Here is a 16,321-nt window from a genome sequence, read left to right as displayed (position 1 = left end):
GGCAGTCACTCCCACTCTTTCAAAATTTGTTGATAAGCTTCCACTGGGTTTGTGGCTTTTGTGATCGATCTTCCCACAACAATCTGTGAAACACCCTGCTCTTTGGCAAAGGCAGGTGTCGCCACACGCTTTTGGTCATCCGTTTGATCATTTGGTAAGCGAATTCCTGGCGTCACAGTGAGAAAGGAAGGAGAGATTTGTTCATGAAGCTGTTTTGATTCATGAACAGAGCACACCACACCATCAAGTCCACTTTCATATGCCAATTGTCCATAATGAAGCACAGCCTCTTGCAACGGGCGGTTAATTAGTAATTCTTTTTTCATCATATCTTCTGACGTGCTTGTCAGCTGGGTCACTGCAATAATACCCGGGCGATTTTGGCCGGCAGGGGTTCCGCTTTCAAGCCCCTCTAAAGCCGCCTGCATCATCCTTTTCCCGCCGGCTGCATGCACATTCACCAAATCAACACCAAGTGCAGCAAGCCTGTTCATCGCTTTTTGCACAGTTGTTGGAATGTCATGAAGCTTCAGATCAAGGAAAATACGGCAATTTTTTTCTTTCAGTGCGTCAATAATGGCAGGACCTTCTTGGTAAAACAGCTCCATGCCGACCTTTACGAATAATGGAGTGCCTTCAAAACGATCTATAAAGGCGTGCGCCTCCTGTCCTGATGGAAAATCAAGCGCGATGATGGGCAAGTGCTTCATGTTTCCAGCTCCTTCCGATGCATTCCTCTACAGATGAATACCCATAAGCCGCTAACACATTCGGTAGTTCATCAATGATTTCCGGGCAAATAAATGGGTTCACAAAATTGGCTGTCCCAACAGCTACCGCACTTGCGCCAGCTAGTAAAAATTCAAGTACATCTTCAGCGCTTTGCACCCCGCCCATCCCAATAATCGGAATAGAAACGGCCTGACTGACCTCATGCACCATTCGGATGGCAACAGGTTTTACAGCAGGACCTGATAATCCGCCTGTTTTATTGGCAAGAATGGGTTTGCCTGTCTTTAAATCTAAACGCATCCCAATTAAGGTATTGATCATGGTGAGTCCATCCGCTCCAGCCGATTCAATCGCTTTAGCAATCTCAACGATATTGGCTACATTAGGTGACAGTTTCACATAAACAGGAACGGAGGAAACTTCCTTAACGGCTTTTGTCAATGTAGCCGCCATTTCTGGATCGGTCCCAAAGGCAATTCCACCTGTTTTCACATTCGGACACGAGATATTCAGTTCAAGGGCGTGAACATTACTTGCTTGACTAATTTGCTTCGCTACTTCAACATAATCATCAACTTGTGATCCAGCAACATTGGCAATAATAGGGGTATCGAACTGCTCAAGCCAAGGTAATTCATGTTCAAGCACGCCTTTTAGACCTGGATTTTGGAGACCAATCGCATTCAGCATACCGGCTCCTGTCTCAGCTACCCTCGGTGTCGGGTTGCCAAATCTCGGTTCAAGGGTCGTGGCTTTAATCATGATGCCGCCCAGCAAGGAAAGGTCATATAATGATGCGAATTCTTTTCCAAATCCAAAACAGCCTGATGCAGGAATGATTGGATTTTTTAGAGATAAGCCGGGTAATTCGATGTTTAGCATGATAGCGCCACCTCCTCCGCTTTAAAAACAGGTCCATCCAGACAAACTTTAACGTACGGTTTCTCGTGCTGATCGGTATGACAGACACAAGCAAAGCATGCACCGATTCCGCAGCCCATTCGTTCTTCCATTGAAATATAGACAGGCTTATCGGGATAAGAGTCTTTTAGTGCTTTTAACATAGGTGTCGGTCCGCAAGAAAGCAAGACATCAAAGTCCAGCTCATTCTCTTCAATGACATTTGTCACGAAACCTTTCGAACCATATGTCCCATCTACGGTTGCGATAAACGTATCTCCGAGTGCTTGAAACTTCTCCTCATAGAATACATCCTTTTTCGATTGAAAACCGAGAACATGCTTTACGATGACGCCTTTTTTCGTTAACCGCTTAGACAGTTCATATAGCGGAGGCACACCGATTCCTCCACCGGCTAATAATGCGGTCTGTCCGGCCTGAACGACTGAAGGGTCATAGCCGTTTCCAAGCGGACCTAACACATCGACTGCCTCTCCCGCCCGCTTTTGGGAAAGGAGCTTTGTGCCCTCTCCCTCTGCGCGGTAAATGATGGTTGCTTCTTGCTTTTCGGCATGAATGTTGGCAATACTGATCGGTCTTCTCAGCAGCGGTGTCATGGATTCACTGACCTTTATATGAAGAAACTGTCCAGCTGTTTGAAAGGATTCAACAAGATCACCCTTTAATGTCATTTCGTAAATATGATCAGCGATCTCTCGGTTTGAGACGACCGTCAAGTATGCTTTTTTCATATCGTTACTGTCACCTCAGCATTCGTTTTCACTTCTGGCATTTCATCTGCTCTAAATGTCATGCTCTCTAGCACTCTTAAAATCGCTTCTGCTGTATCTAGTGACGTTAAGCAAGCGACACCATTTTCAACAGATTCACGTCTAATTCTAAAGCCGTCTCTTGCCGGCTGTTTTCCTTTTGTTAAGGTGTTGATGACAAATTGGGCTTCACCATTTCGAATGACATCCAGCAGATTCTTTCCTTCTTCTCCTATTTTGCCGACAACACTTGATGGAATGGAAGCTTGTTTTAAGTAATTCGCTGTTCCTTCTGTTGCTAAAATATGATAGCCGATGGAATGGAATCTTCTTGCAATCTCAAGTCCTTCTTCTTTATCTTTATCAGCCACTGTCAGGAGAACCGTTCCGTCTTTTGGAATTTGAATGCCTGATGCAATCAATCCTTTGTAGAGGGCTTTTTCGATTGTGACATCTTTCCCCATGACTTCACCTGTTGATTTCATTTCAGGCCCTAGTGTAATATCTACTCTTCTTAGTTTTGCAAAAGAGAAGACTGGAACTTTAACATATACGCCTTCTTGCTCAACATGAAGCCCTTCTTGGTAGCCATAGTTTTTCAGTTTTTCTCCTAAAATAACCTTTGTAGCTAAGTTCGCCATTGGAATGCCTGTAATTTTACTTAAGAATGGGACAGTCCGGCTTGAGCGCGGATTCACTTCAAGTACGTACACTTCTCCTTTTGATAGAACAAATTGAATGTTCAAAAGCCCAATGATGTTAAGGCCTTTTGCGAGTTTAATCGTGTATTCTGCGATCTTCGCTTTGATGTCCTCTGACAAAGTTTGCGGCGGGTAGACCGCAATGGAGTCTCCAGAGTGAACGCCGGCTCTTTCAATGTGTTCCATAATGCCCGGTATGACAACCGTTTCTCCGTCAGACACAGCATCTACTTCAATTTCTTTTCCTGTCAAATACTTGTCAATGAGCACTGGGTGCTGCGGATTGACTTTCACCGCATTCTCCATGTAGTGAAGGAGCTCAGCTTCTTGATACACAATTTCCATTGCACGGCCGCCTAATACATAGGAAGGACGGACAAGCACGGGGTAACCGATTTGATTCGCAATCGCTACTGCCTCTTGCACAGACGTTGCTGTCTTACCTTTTGGCTGCGGCACGCCGAGAGTTTCTAATGTTTGTTCAAACTTGTCACGGTTTTCCGCGCGGTCAAGGTCTTCAAGCGATGTTCCAAGTATCTTAACCCCTCTATTTGATAATTCATCTGCTAAGTTAATCGCTGTTTGTCCGCCAAACTGAACAACGACACCTTCTGGTTGTTCAAGGTCGATGATGTGCATCACATCTTCTACAGTGAGTGGTTCAAAGTAGAGCTTATCTGAAATACTAAAGTCTGTTGAGACGGTTTCAGGGTTGTTGTTAATAATAATGGCTTCATAGCCTGCTTGTTTGATTGCCCACACTGAATGAACGGTCGCATAATCAAATTCAACCCCTTGTCCGATTCTGATTGGACCTGAGCCTAGCACGATGACACTTTTCTTATCTGTTCGTTCGGATTCATTTTCATCTTCATATGTGCTGTAGAAATACGGTGTTTCTGATTCAAATTCTGCCGCACATGTGTCCACCATCTTATACACAGGAACGATGCCTGCTTCTGTTCTTAGGTTATAGACATCTGCCTCATTCATATTCCATTCGCGGCTAATATAAATATCTGAGAAACCTTTTTCTTTCGCTTCTTTTAAAACGTCTACATTGCCTTTGTTTTCTTTTAGTGTCTTTTCAAATGCGATGATGCCTTCCAGCTTATGAAGGAAGAAATAATCAATTTTCGAGAATTCATGAATCTGTTCGACGGTATAGCCTCTTCTTAGCGCCTCAGCGATATAAAACAGACGCTCATCTCCTGCTTTGATAATCCGCTTTTCGAGCACTTCGTTCGTAATGTCCGCTTCGTCTTTTAATTCAATGTGATGCACATCCGCTTCAAGTGAACGAACAGCCTTTAAAAGAGACTCTTCTAATGTACGGCCGATCGCCATGACCTCACCCGTTGCTTTCATTTGTGTTCCAAGTCGTCTGTTGGCAGATTCAAATTTATCGAACGGCCAGCGCGGGATTTTTGAAACGATATAGTCGAGTGCTGGTTCGAACGCTGCATATGTTTTACCTGTGACTGGGTTCATCATTTCATCAAGTGTTAGGCCAACTGCGATTTTCGCTGCAAGTTTTGCAATTGGATATCCAGTTGCTTTAGACGCAAGAGCAGAAGAACGACTCACGCGCGGGTTTACTTCGATAATATAGTATTGGAAGCTGTCTGGATCAATCGCCAGCTGTACGTTACATCCGCCTTCAATGCCAAGTGCACGAATCAGCTTGAGTGACACATTACGAAGCAGCTGATATTCACGATCACTTAGCGTTTGACTTGGTGCCACAACGATACTGTCACCTGTGTGGATGCCGACAGGATCAAAGTTTTCCATGTTACAAACCACAATGGCATGATCTCCGCTGTCACGCATGACCTCATATTCAATTTCTTTAAAGCCTGCGATACTTTTTTCAAGCAAGCATTGTGTCACCGGACTTAACTTCAGTCCATTCTCGACGATTTCTTTTAATTCTTGCTCATTTGTACAAATTCCGCCGCCTGTTCCGCCTAGTGTATAGGCTGGTCTAACAATGACCGGGAAACCGATTTGATCTGTGAATGCCATCGCTTCTTCAAGGTTATGGATGATTTCACTTTCTGGTACAGGTTCATTTAATTCATTCATTAGATTACGGAATAAATCTCTGTCCTCTGCTTTTTGAATAGCTGACAGCTTGGTGCCTAGTACTTCAACACCGCATTCAGCGAGTACACCAAGATCTGATAACTCAACAGCAAGGTTCAATCCAGTTTGTCCGCCAAGTGTCGGCAGAATCGCATCAGGACGTTCTTTTCGAATGATTCGTGTTAAAAATTCTGGTGTCAGTGGTTCGATGTATACCTTATCGGCCATTTCTGTATCTGTCATGATCGTCGCCGGGTTAGAGTTCACAAGAACGACTTCATAGCCCTCTTCTTTTAGCGCTAAGCAAGCCTGTGTGCCTGCATAGTCAAACTCCGCTGCCTGACCGATGATGATTGGACCTGAACCGATCACTAAAATCTTTTTGATATCTACGCGTTTTGGCATACTTCTTCCCCTTCTTTCTCAGTTGTATGAATCATGTCCATGAACTCGTCGAATAAGTAGTTCGCATCTTCTGGACCCGGTGATGCTTCTGGGTGATACTGGACAGTGAATGCTGGTGCTTCTTTATGTTTTAATCCTTCAATGGTGTTGTCATTTAGCGCAATATGTGTGACTTCAAGCACGTCTTCATTAATGGCGCTAACCGTGTAGCCATGGTTTTGAGACGTCAAGGTTACCTTGCCAGTTGCTAGTTCTTTGACTGGATGGTTGGATCCTCTATGCCCAAATTTCATTTTTTCTGTACTTGCGCCGCACGCAAGCGCGAATAACTGGTGTCCTAGGCAGATACCAAAGAGTGGTACCTTTCCAATCAGCTGCTGAATCATTTCAACCGCTTCTGGCACATCGACTGGATCCCCAGGTCCGTTTGAAAGCATGATGCCATCTGGTTTTAACTGTAATACTTCATCTGCCGTGATATTGTATGGCACCACAATGACATCACAATCTCGCTTATTGAGTTCGCGCAAAATGCCGTGCTTCATGCCGAAATCGACAAGCACAATTCTTTTGCCTCTTCCTGGGCTTGGATACGCATTTTTCACAGATACTTGGCTTACTTGATCTGTTGGTAGCTGCATCGTTTGAAGGCGGCTCACAACGTCTTCTACTTGTTCATCCGGTCCTGCAAAAGCTCCTCTTAATGTGCCTGCACTTCGAATCATGCGCGTGAGCTTGCGTGTATCAATGCCGCTAAGACCCGGGATATTTTTCATTTTTAAATACTCATCAAGTGAGTATGAAGAGCGCCAGTTTGAAGGCTTTTCACAAAGCTCTTTCACGATCAGCCCTTTCACAAACGGTGTGATCGATTCAAAATCATCACGGTTAATGCCGTAGTTGCCGATCAGCGGGTAAGTGAGTGTGACAATTTGTCCGCAGTACGACGGGTCAGACAAAATCTCTTGATAGCCTGTCATCCCTGTGTTAAAGACGACTTCTCCGACTGACGGTTCTAAGCTGCCAAAGCCTGTTCCTTCGAATACTGTTCCGTTTTCTAGCACTAAGCGTCTCTTCATTTTACTAGTCTCCCCTCTTCATAAACGACTTTCCCAGATGCAAGTGTCATGACCGGCCATCCTGATACAGTCAATTTGTCAAACGGTGTATTTTGTCCTTTAGATAAGAAGCTTTTTTTGTCAATTGCCATTTCTTTGTTTAAATCAATCAGTGTGATATCAGCGATTTGACCTTCTTCCAGCTTTCCGTATGGAAGAGCAAAGGCTTCTGCTGGTTTGATGGTCATATAATCAACAAGTTCTTTTAATGTCCATTCCCCTGTTTTCACAAAACGTGTGTACAGAAGCGGGAACGCTGTTTCAAGTCCGACAATCCCAAAAGGTGCCCTCTGCATCGTTTCGTTCTTTTCTTCTTCTGTATGCGGTGCATGGTCTGTGGCGATAAAATCAATCGTGCCATCTAAAAGCCCCTCGATCAGTGCCTCGCGATCTTCTGCTCCTCTGAGCGGCGGATTCATTTTATAGTTTGTGTCAAGACCTGGAATGTCTGCATCACATAAGAGAAGGTGATGTGGAGAGACCTCAGCCGTCACACGAATGCCTGCTTTTTTTGCATCGCGTACCACTCGGACGGATTCCTTTGTGCTGATATGGCATACATGATAATGACAATTCGCTGCTTCTGCTAAGAGGACATCTCTTGCAATATGCACCGATTCACAAATTGACGGTATCCCGTTTAACCCATTTGCTTTTGAAAAGTCTCCTTCATGAACGCATCCTCCATAAATGAGTGAGTTATCTTCACAGTGCGCCACTATGGCTTGATCAAGGCTTGCTGCCTTTTTCATTGCTTCGTACATCATGCCTGCGGTTTGAATACCTACACCGTCATCCGTAAAGGCAAAAGCGCCCGCTTCTTTTAACGCTGCAAAGTCTGTCATCTCTTCGCCAATTTGTCTCGTCGTGATGGAAGCGTATGGCAGTACTCTTACAGAGGAGGTCTCTTTGATTCGATTCATCAGCCATTCCATTTGTTCTTTTGTATCTGGAACTGGTCGTGTATTTGGCATTGCTGCAATGGTCGTATACCCGCCTCTTGCTGCTGCCTTAGAACCTGTTTCAATGGTTTCTTTTTTCTCGCCGCCTGGCTCTCTTAAATGCACATGCAGATCAATCAAACCTGGTGATACAAATAGCCCTGCTGCATCAATGACTTCTTCTCCGTCTTCTCTTTCTAAGTGACCCATTGCTTGAATCACTTTTCCTTCTACCCTAATATCCTGCTGCACTCTTTCCCCTGTGCTTGTTAAGATAAAACCGTTTTTAATGAGATATGACATAGACAGAATCTCTCCCTTTTTGATGTAGTCTGCTATTTCGAAAAGCTCTTTTTAACACAGCCATTCGGATATACACACCATTTTCCATTTGTTTAAAAATCCTTGACTGCTTTGACTCTACTAATGAATCATCTATTTCAACACCTCTATTTACTGGTGCTGGATGCATAATAATCGCTCTTTCTTTCATTTTGCTTGCCCTGTCTACTGTTAATCCATAAGTCGATAAGTAACCCTCGTTGCCCATCTTTTCTGAGTGTCTTTCATGCTGAATTCTCAGCAGCATCACCACGTCAGACCGCTTCATGGCTTCGTCCACTTCGACATACATTCCATGAGGATTTTGTTCATCTTGGAAGGATGCTGGTCCTGAAAAGAGCACTGTCGCTCCTAGTCTTGCGAGGACTTCAGCATTGGACCTTGCCACCCTGCTATGTTTGATATCACCATGAATCGAGATGGTTAAGCCTTCAAAGCCGCCAAACTCTTCGAAGATCGTCATCAAATCCAGCAATGATTGTGTAGGGTGCTGTCCGCAGCCATCTCCCGCATTAATGATTGGAATCCCGACCTTCCCAATCAGCTCTTTGTAATATTCGTCGGTACTGTCTCTGATGACACATGCCTTGACTCCGATGGATTCAAGTGTTTTCACTGTATCGTAAAGGGTCTCTCCCTTTTGAACAGAGGTACTTGCTGCGTCTAGGTTCAGCACATTCATTCCAAGTTTCTTCTCTGCCACCTCAAAGCTAAAACGTGTTCTTGTACTTGGTTCAAAGAAGAGGTTCGCTACAAATTCACCTGCTAAACCATGTTCCTGTTTCCCTTTTTTCAATGCACATGCTTCTTCAATCAGCTGTAAAATTTCTTCCTTTGACAAGCTGCTCATTGTCGATAAATCATTCATTTTTTCTGCCCCCTCTAGTTTTTCATCACTTTCAGGTTCAAAAAAACCCTAAGCCTCGGCAGCTTAGGGTTCTCCAAAAGAAGCAGGGGTGCTTTCGCACGTTCTGCTCCGTTTAGAACCCTTGTCAGCCTCACTGGACTTCTTTTAAAAGGTTTTCGGTATTCGATTCATTTGACTCATCATCTTCTGCCTTTTGATGCGGCAGAATCAGGTTTAGCAGGACGCCAGTAATGGCAGCGAGTGCCATTCCTGACAGCGTCAGATTGATTTGTTTCACCTCAATGAATGCCCCGCCAATTCCAATGACTAAGATGACTGATGCGATAATGAGATTGCGCTTTTCTTCAAAATTCACTTTATGATCAATCAGGATTCGCAGTCCGCTTGAGGCTATGATTCCAAAGAGCAGGAACGAAACGCCCCCCATAACCGCGGATGGTACTGTACTGATTAATGCTGAAATTTTCCCAACAAAGCCGAAGCAGATCGCAAACACCGCTGCTCCGCCGATAACGAAGATACTGAACACTCTTGTGATCGCAAGGACACCAATGTTCTCTCCATAAGTCGTTGTTGGAGGTCCGCCGATGAGTGAAGCGAAGATTGTCGCCGCACTGTCTCCTAAAATGGAGCGATGAAGACCTGGTTTTTTAATAAAATCTTGTCCAACAACTTTGCTTAACACGACTTGATGGCCGATGTGCTCAGACATGGTCACAAAGGCAACTGGCACCATCACTGTGAGTATGCTTAAGGTCACAGCAGGAGTATAGTCGACAAATGGTACAACAAAGTCTGGTACAGCAAACCATTTTGCAGCAATGACCGGCTGGAAGTTCACAATGCCTTGTGTTAAGGCAAAGAGGTAGCCGCTGATAATGCCGATTAAGACTGGAATCAAGCTAAGGAATCCTCTTAGGAAGATCATACTAATAATGGTGACGGCGAGCGTGAAGCCTGCAACCATTAAGTGCTTCAGGCTGTAAACAAGCTCCTTTGCATTTGGATCCACGTACATCGCCATGTTAACAGCTGTTCCAGCGAGTCCGAGTCCGATGACCATAATGACGGGTCCTACAACGACAGGCGGCAGAAGCTTCATTAGCCAGCCTGTGCCGAGCCATTTGATAAATAATGCGATGAGTGCATATGCCACACCCGCCATAAAGGCACCTACCATTGCTGCTCCAGGGCCGCCGGTGGCTTTTACATTCAAGATAGGGGCGATAAAGGCAAAGGACGATCCAAGATACGCCGGAATCTGCCCTCTTGTGATGATTAAGTACACAATGGTTCCAACCCCGCTTGAGATGAGCGCAACGGCTGGGCTCATATCAATGATCTTTGGTACAAGAATGGTTGCACCAAACATGGCAAACAAGTGCTGCAGGCTGAGTGACAGCCATGTGAACGGTTTTGGGATATCTCGAATGCCTAAATTGGCTTTTTGCTGACTCATGATTTTCCTCCTAGATGTGTCCTTTTTCATTAAAAAGCCTCTTTGCGAGTATGCGCAAAGAGGCCTAGAAAAACCGTACACGTCACTTTAGTCGTGTGCTCGGTGTCTCTGTTATTGCCCTCTTTGCAAACTCTCTGGAATGCATTTAAAAAGGTTATTTTTCATATATAGCGACAAGGTCGTTTTGATCTACTTCATTGAGCTGAACCATGACTGTCTCTGCTTTTGATGTCGGGATGTTTTTCCCGATATAATCTGCCCGAATCGGCAGCTCCCGGTGTCCCCGGTCGACTAGAACAGCTAGCTGAATGGAAGATGGTCTTCCTACATCCACAAGCGCATCCATAGCTGCTCTCACCGTTCTACCTGTGAACAAAACATCATCTACGACAATCAGTGTTTTGTCATTAATGTCAGCTGGGATGTCTGCACCCTTAACAAGCGGGTCTTGGTTCTCTGTCTTTTTTGTCAGGTCATCACGGTATAGCGTAATATCCAGTTCACCCACAGTCACGGGGTTTCCTTCAATTTGCTCGATGCGCTCTGCAAGGCGCTTTGCAAGATGAATACCTCTTGTCTTGATCCCGGCCAGGATGACATCCTTCATCCCTTTGTTGCGCTCAATCATTTCATGTGCAATACGGGTAAGCGCTCGTCTTATCGCTTGTTCATCAAGAATGACTGCTTTTTGTTCCATCTTTTACACCTCTTTTTGACAAATAAAAAGCCCCTTCTGCAAAGGGCAGAGAGGGGCGCTCATTTGTGCATACTCGTGCACAAATTGATCCGTTATCCTTCTCAGCCTCTCTGGACTGTTTTAAAGAATCTCAATTTCTTCGTTTATATTATTTCAAAAAAAGAACGGCCTGTCAATCGTTATTTCTTAATGAATCGATAAAGCCCCGCATATCAGCTGGAATTGGAGCTGTAAACTCCATATATTCTCCTGTTCTAGGGTGATCAAATCCTAACACGCCTGCATGCAGCAGTTGTCCATTGAAATCAACCGTTTTTCTTGGGCCATATTTTGGATCTCCGGCAAGCGGATAGCCAATGTATTTCATATGAACACGAATTTGGTGGGTTCTCCCAGTTTCAAGGCGGCATTCTACAACGGTAAAGTCTTTAAAGCGCTCCATCACATCAAAATGAGTGACTGCCTGCTTTGCATTTTCTTTTGTGACCGTCATGCTTTGGCGATCTTTTTTGTCTCGACCTATTGGTGCATCAATCGTTCCAGTATCATGCTGAATGATACCATGAACAACGGCTGTGTATTTTCTAGTGACCGTTTTCGCCACCAGCTGATTAACGAGTGATTCATGCGCCATATCATTTTTTGCGACCATTAAAAGCCCTGACGTATCTTTATCAATACGGTGGACAATTCCTGGTCTCATCACACCATTAATGCCTGACAAATCATTGCAATGAGCCATGAGGCCATTGACAAGAGTACCTGTCACATGTCCTGGTGCTGGATGAACGACCATTCCTCTTGGTTTATTGACCACTAGTACATCTTCATCCTCATAATAAATATCAAGATCCATTGATTCCGCTTCTACATCTAGTGCTTCTGGATCTGGAATCTCTACTTTGATTTGATCTCCAGCTTGTACTTTATAATTGGCCTTCACTTGTTTTCCATTTACTTCGATGAGCCCATCTTTCACCCACTGCTGGACTTGGGTTCTTGACCATTCTGGTTCAGTTGTGCTTAAAAATTTATCAAGCCGTTCACTCGTTTGTTCTTCTGAAACGGCAATGTTTACTTGATTCATGTAGTTGACTCCTTATTTTTCTTTCCATCTAAAAGCATTTGAATAAAGAGCAGAATGACCCCCACACATAGAGAGGAATCTGCGATATTAAAGATTGGATAATGATAATCCCCAAATACGAAATGAGCAAAATCAACCACTTCTTGACGGAAAATACGGTCAATAAAGTTTCCAATCGCTCCGCCAAGCATTAAGGCAAGCGCTACGCCAAGTAGCTTGTCCTTTTGTCCATGTTTTTGCAAATAATAAACAATTCCTGCAATAACAACGAGTGTGATCACATAGAAAAACCACATTTGTCCTTGGAGAATCCCCCATGCGGCTCCTGAATTTCGGTGGGATGTGATGTAAAAGAAGCCATCAATCACAGGAATAGAATCACCGAGCATCATATGTTTGACAATGAGCCATTTTGTTAATTGATCTAAACAAATTATCACGAATGCGATTATGTAATAGAACACACACGTTCCTCCATCTTCATACTTTGGTCTTTAAGCATTTTATCAAGAAAACAGGATGGAGTAAAGAAACTTTAGTTGACAGACAAAAACCTCCCTACATGTGGAAGGCTTCAAAATGAGAATCATTTGATTCATAAGGATAAGGGGTGAATGCTTTTTTCTCGTATTGCTTATGATATAAAAAGTCGTCAGTCGTACGAGCAGTCGGAAGAATACTCATTTGTTCAATGGGCATTGTATGCCCAGTCGCCTCACATATGCCATAAGTTCCTTGTTCAATTTTTGCAATCGCGAGCGAAACATCTTGCAGTTCTTCTTTGATGTGATAAAGAAGCGTAGTCGTTTTTGCTTGATCGAAAGTGACATGTTCAGCGGGTGAACGCAATGATGCATATTCAAATAGTTTCGATTGCAGTTCTTCTCTCATTTGAAGGAGTTCCATGTAAATCGTCTCTAGATCGCCATTCATGTCGCTGTTTCAACTCCTGCCCTGTCGTGATAATCATATTGTTGCCCCGCCTGTTCACTTTAAAGCCATAAGATTTTTCCTTTCGTTCTAAACGCTGTCATTTTCTCTATATCAAAAACGCCCCGCTATATGCGGGGCGCTAGTTGGTGATATTGTGCTGTTAATTCTGGTAATATTTCTCCACAATTTCAGCATTTTTGAGCGACAATGTTGGGTATTTTGGATTTGCGCCAACATCTTTTGAAATAATGCGGGAGCGTTCGCACAGTTCGCCTTCTGCTTTTTGAACAACAATACGTCCTGATGTGTATTCAGGCGCTGATGCGTCTGCATGCTTCTCATCTTCTACTGTTAACTCAGAAATGATAAAGAGCTGCTTCACATCTTCTTTAATGGATGCAAGAAGGTTTTTCACTTCCTCTGTTGCATAAAGGGTCACACTTGCTTCAAGTGAACGGCCGATGACTTTCTCATTACGCGCAATTTCCAGTGCTTTTAGCACATCGTCACGTACTTCCATAAAGCGGTCAAACTTCACTTCTGTCGCTTCTGCTTGAGGAACAGCTACACCTTCTGGCATATCTGTTAACTGAACACTTGGCTCTTCAACAAAGCTTAAGTGGCTCCATAGTTCATCTGCTGTATGCGGAAGAATTGGTGCTGTCAGCTTCACTAACGCCATTAATGTTTCGTAGAAGACCGTTTGCATGCTGCGGCGGTCTGGATGATCCGCATGCTCAATGTATACCACATCTTTTGCAAAATCGAGATAGAAAGAGCTAAGCTCAATCGTACAGAAGTTGTGGATGGCATGATAGACAACCGCAAATTCGTAATCATCATAAGCTTTTTTCACTTTATCAATCAATTTGTTTAATTTGATTAAGATATATTGATCCACTTCGCGAAGCTCTTCGACCGGTACTGCATTGACTGCTGGATCAAAGTCAAACAGGTTACCATGCAAGAAGCGGAACGTGTTACGGATTTTACGATAAACTTCTGCGACTTGTTTTAAAATGTCGTCAGACACTGGATGATCGGCTTGATAGTTGACAGAAGAGACCCAAAGTCTAAGAATCTCCGCACCAAGCTGCTTCGCCACTTTCGTCGGATCGATCGTATTGCCTAATGATTTACTCATCTTGCGTCCTTCTTTATCAAGCGTAAAGCCATGGCTGAGAACACCTTTATATGGCGCTTTTCCTGTGACAGCAACCGCTGTAGATAAAGATGAGTTAAACCAGCCGCGATATTGATCAGAACCTTCAAGGTAAAGGTCTGCCGGACGAACAAGGTCATCTCGTTCTTCTAATACCGCTTGGTGAGAAGAACCAGAATCAAACCATACATCCATGATATCTTGCTCTTTTGTAAATTCACCGTTCGGGCTGCCTGGATGTGTAAAGCCTTCAGGCAATAATTCTTTTGCTTCTTTTTCAAACCAAATATTCGAGCCATGTTCTCTAAATAATTGAGAAACGTGCTGAATCGTTTCATCTGTGATGATTGGCTCACCATTTTCAGCATAGAAGACCGGGATTGGAACGCCCCATACACGCTGTCTTGAAATGCACCAGTCACCTCTGTCACGCACCATATTGAACAGGCGCGTTTCGCCCCAAGCTGGAACCCATTTCGTTTCTTTAATATTATCTAATAGTGCTTCTCTGAAATCTTTAATGGAAGCAAACCACTGAGCAGTTGCACGATAAATTGTTGGTTTTTTCGTTCTCCAGTCATGCGGATAGGAGTGCGTGATAAAGTCGAGCTTTTTCAATGCGCCTTTTGCTTCAAGCTGTTCTGTGATGGCTTTATTGGCATCCTCGTAGAATAGTCCTTCAAAACCAGGTGCTTCTTCTGTCATCACACCTTTTTCATCTACTGGACATAACACATCAAGACCGTACTTCATACTTACGATAAAGTCATCTTCCCCGTGACCTGGCGCTGTGTGAACACAGCCTGTTCCTGCATCTGTTGTGACGTGATCGCCAAGCATCACAAGAGAATCTCTATCGTAAATTGGATGTGCTGCAACGACCTTATCTAATTCTTTACCTTTTAACGTTTTCACAACTTCGTACTCTTCAAAGCCAAGTGTTTTTGCCACTTGTTCAACTAGTTCAGATGCGATGACATATCGCTCAGCACCCACTTGAAGCACGCTGTACTCTAGGTTTGGGTGAACACAAATGCCAAGGTTTGCAGGAAGTGTCCAAGGTGTTGTTGTCCAGATGATGAACTGCTCGCCGTTTTCAAGTACGCCTTTGCCATCTTTCACTTTAAATGATACGTAAATTGATGGTGAACGTTTGTCCTTGTATTCAATTTCTGCTTCAGCAAGTGCTGATTCACTTGATGGAGACCAGTTAACAGGCTTAAGACCTTTGTAAATATAGCCTCTTTTCGCCATTTCACCAAAGACAAGAATTTGCTGCGCTTCGTATTCAGGCTTTAATGTCACATATGGATTGTCCCAGTCTGCTCTTACGCCCAAACGTTTAAACTGATTGCGTTGACCTTCGATTTGTTTCCAAGCATACTCCTCACATAGTTTACGGAATTCTGCTGTCGACATTTCTTTGCGTTTGACTTTTTTATTTTTCGTAAGGGCTGTTTCAATCGGTAAGCCATGTGTATCCCAGCCCGGTACGTACGGTGCATGGAATCCATTCATTGATTTAAAACGGACAATAAAATCTTTGAGGATTTTATTGAGTGCGTGCCCCATATGAATGTCACCATTCGCATATGGAGGTCCATCATGCAAAATAAAGGTTGGGCGTCCTTTTGTCCGCTCTAAAACCATTTGATAGATGTCTTTTTCTGCCCACTCCTCTTGGATTTCAGGCTCTTTGTTCGGCAAGTTCCCTCTCATCGGGAATTCTGTTTTTGGCATTAATAAGGTGTCTTTGTAGTTCATACCTATTCCTCCACATGCAAATTCGTATTAAAAAACAATAAAAAAAGCCCTCTCATCCCATAAGGGACGAGAAGGCTTGTCTCGCGGTACCACCCTTTTAGACAAGCGCTTTGAAATTGCCGCTTATCCACTCTAAAATCGTAACGTGATCTGACGCCTTTTCTTACTCATTCATTTCAGAAAAGGAACTAAAGGGGTGATCTCGTTGCAGCGTTTCGTAATGTCAGGCTTCCACCGTCCCTGATTCGCTTTATTACGCATGTAACCGCTGCGAGTGTCCCTTTCAAACGTTTATCTCTTGTTAATTTATGATGGTATTATATGCAACATGAGCACGTCATGTCAAGGTGATGC

At 43.8% G+C, this 16,321-nt stretch carries 13 protein-coding genes and 1 other annotated feature; all 13 genes read right to left on the bottom strand.

Going from position 1 to position 16,321, the window contains the following annotated elements:
• Positions 1-5: 5 nt before the first annotated feature.
• Complete coding sequence (gene pyrF / locus NST01_RS07625; protein WP_007499705.1) at positions 6-710, bottom strand: orotidine-5'-phosphate decarboxylase; 705 nt, start codon at positions 708-710, stop codon at positions 6-8.
• A complete protein-coding gene (locus NST01_RS07620; RefSeq protein WP_017359348.1) occupies positions 682-1,614 on the bottom strand; it encodes a dihydroorotate dehydrogenase in 933 nt (310 codons plus the stop codon). Before NST01_RS07620 ends, pyrF begins: the two co-directional genes overlap by 29 nt.
• Entirely contained in the window at positions 1,608-2,384 is a 777-nt protein-coding gene (locus NST01_RS07615) for a dihydroorotate dehydrogenase electron transfer subunit (RefSeq protein ID WP_017367210.1), read from the bottom strand. The genes NST01_RS07620 and NST01_RS07615 overlap by 7 nt, the downstream gene beginning before the upstream one ends.
• Positions 2,381-5,596 carry a carbamoyl-phosphate synthase (glutamine-hydrolyzing) large subunit gene (gene carB, locus NST01_RS07610; RefSeq protein WP_050827245.1) on the bottom strand — a complete coding sequence of 1,072 codons (3,216 nt, stop codon included), beginning with the start codon at positions 5,594-5,596 and terminating at the stop codon, positions 2,381-2,383. Before carB ends, NST01_RS07615 begins: the two co-directional genes overlap by 4 nt.
• Positions 5,581-6,675: a carbamoyl phosphate synthase small subunit gene (locus tag NST01_RS07605; RefSeq protein WP_019743288.1), complete on the bottom strand. Its 1,095-nt coding sequence runs from the start codon at positions 6,673-6,675 to the stop codon at positions 5,581-5,583. Before NST01_RS07605 ends, carB begins: the two co-directional genes overlap by 16 nt.
• Positions 6,672-7,958 carry a dihydroorotase gene (locus tag NST01_RS07600; protein WP_035392124.1) on the bottom strand — a complete coding sequence of 429 codons (1,287 nt, stop codon included), beginning with the start codon at positions 7,956-7,958 and terminating at the stop codon, positions 6,672-6,674. The genes NST01_RS07605 and NST01_RS07600 overlap by 4 nt, the downstream gene beginning before the upstream one ends.
• Positions 7,942-8,865 (bottom strand): aspartate carbamoyltransferase catalytic subunit, encoded by a 924-nt coding sequence (locus NST01_RS07595; protein ID WP_326114416.1) that lies wholly within the window; start codon positions 8,863-8,865, stop codon positions 7,942-7,944. Before NST01_RS07595 ends, NST01_RS07600 begins: the two co-directional genes overlap by 17 nt.
• Positions 8,866-8,995: 130 nt before the next feature.
• Positions 8,996-10,324: a solute carrier family 23 protein gene (locus tag NST01_RS07590; RefSeq protein WP_017359351.1), complete on the bottom strand. Its 1,329-nt coding sequence runs from the start codon at positions 10,322-10,324 to the stop codon at positions 8,996-8,998.
• Between the two features lie 154 nt (positions 10,325-10,478).
• Positions 10,479-11,021, bottom strand: a complete 543-nt coding sequence (gene pyrR, locus NST01_RS07585; RefSeq protein WP_007499718.1) for a bifunctional pyr operon transcriptional regulator/uracil phosphoribosyltransferase PyrR — start codon at positions 11,019-11,021, stop codon at positions 10,479-10,481.
• 172 nt (positions 11,022-11,193) lie between these two features.
• Complete coding sequence (locus tag NST01_RS07580) at positions 11,194-12,108, bottom strand: RluA family pseudouridine synthase (protein WP_007499719.1); 915 nt, start codon at positions 12,106-12,108, stop codon at positions 11,194-11,196.
• Positions 12,105-12,572: a signal peptidase II gene (lspA, locus tag NST01_RS07575; RefSeq protein WP_008344942.1), complete on the bottom strand. Its 468-nt coding sequence runs from the start codon at positions 12,570-12,572 to the stop codon at positions 12,105-12,107. Before lspA ends, NST01_RS07580 begins: the two co-directional genes overlap by 4 nt.
• Positions 12,573-12,666: 94 nt before the next feature.
• Complete coding sequence (locus tag NST01_RS07570) at positions 12,667-13,041, bottom strand: TraR/DksA family transcriptional regulator (RefSeq protein ID WP_008344944.1); 375 nt, start codon at positions 13,039-13,041, stop codon at positions 12,667-12,669.
• A 160-nt stretch (positions 13,042-13,201) separates the two neighbouring features.
• Positions 13,202-15,967: an isoleucine--tRNA ligase gene (gene ileS / locus NST01_RS07565; RefSeq protein ID WP_008344945.1), complete on the bottom strand. Its 2,766-nt coding sequence runs from the start codon at positions 15,965-15,967 to the stop codon at positions 13,202-13,204.
• A gap of 59 nt (positions 15,968-16,026) precedes the next feature.
• Positions 16,027-16,264, bottom strand: a binding site (T-box leader).
• Positions 16,265-16,321 lie beyond the last annotated feature (57 nt).

The organism is Bacillus sp. FSL R7-0166, assembly GCF_038008935.1.
GTDB classification, from domain to species: domain Bacteria; phylum Bacillota; class Bacilli; order Bacillales; family Bacillaceae; genus Bacillus; species Bacillus altitudinis.
Note: the sequence above shows the minus strand (reverse complement) of the source record. Positions and strands in the feature narration are given on the sequence as shown.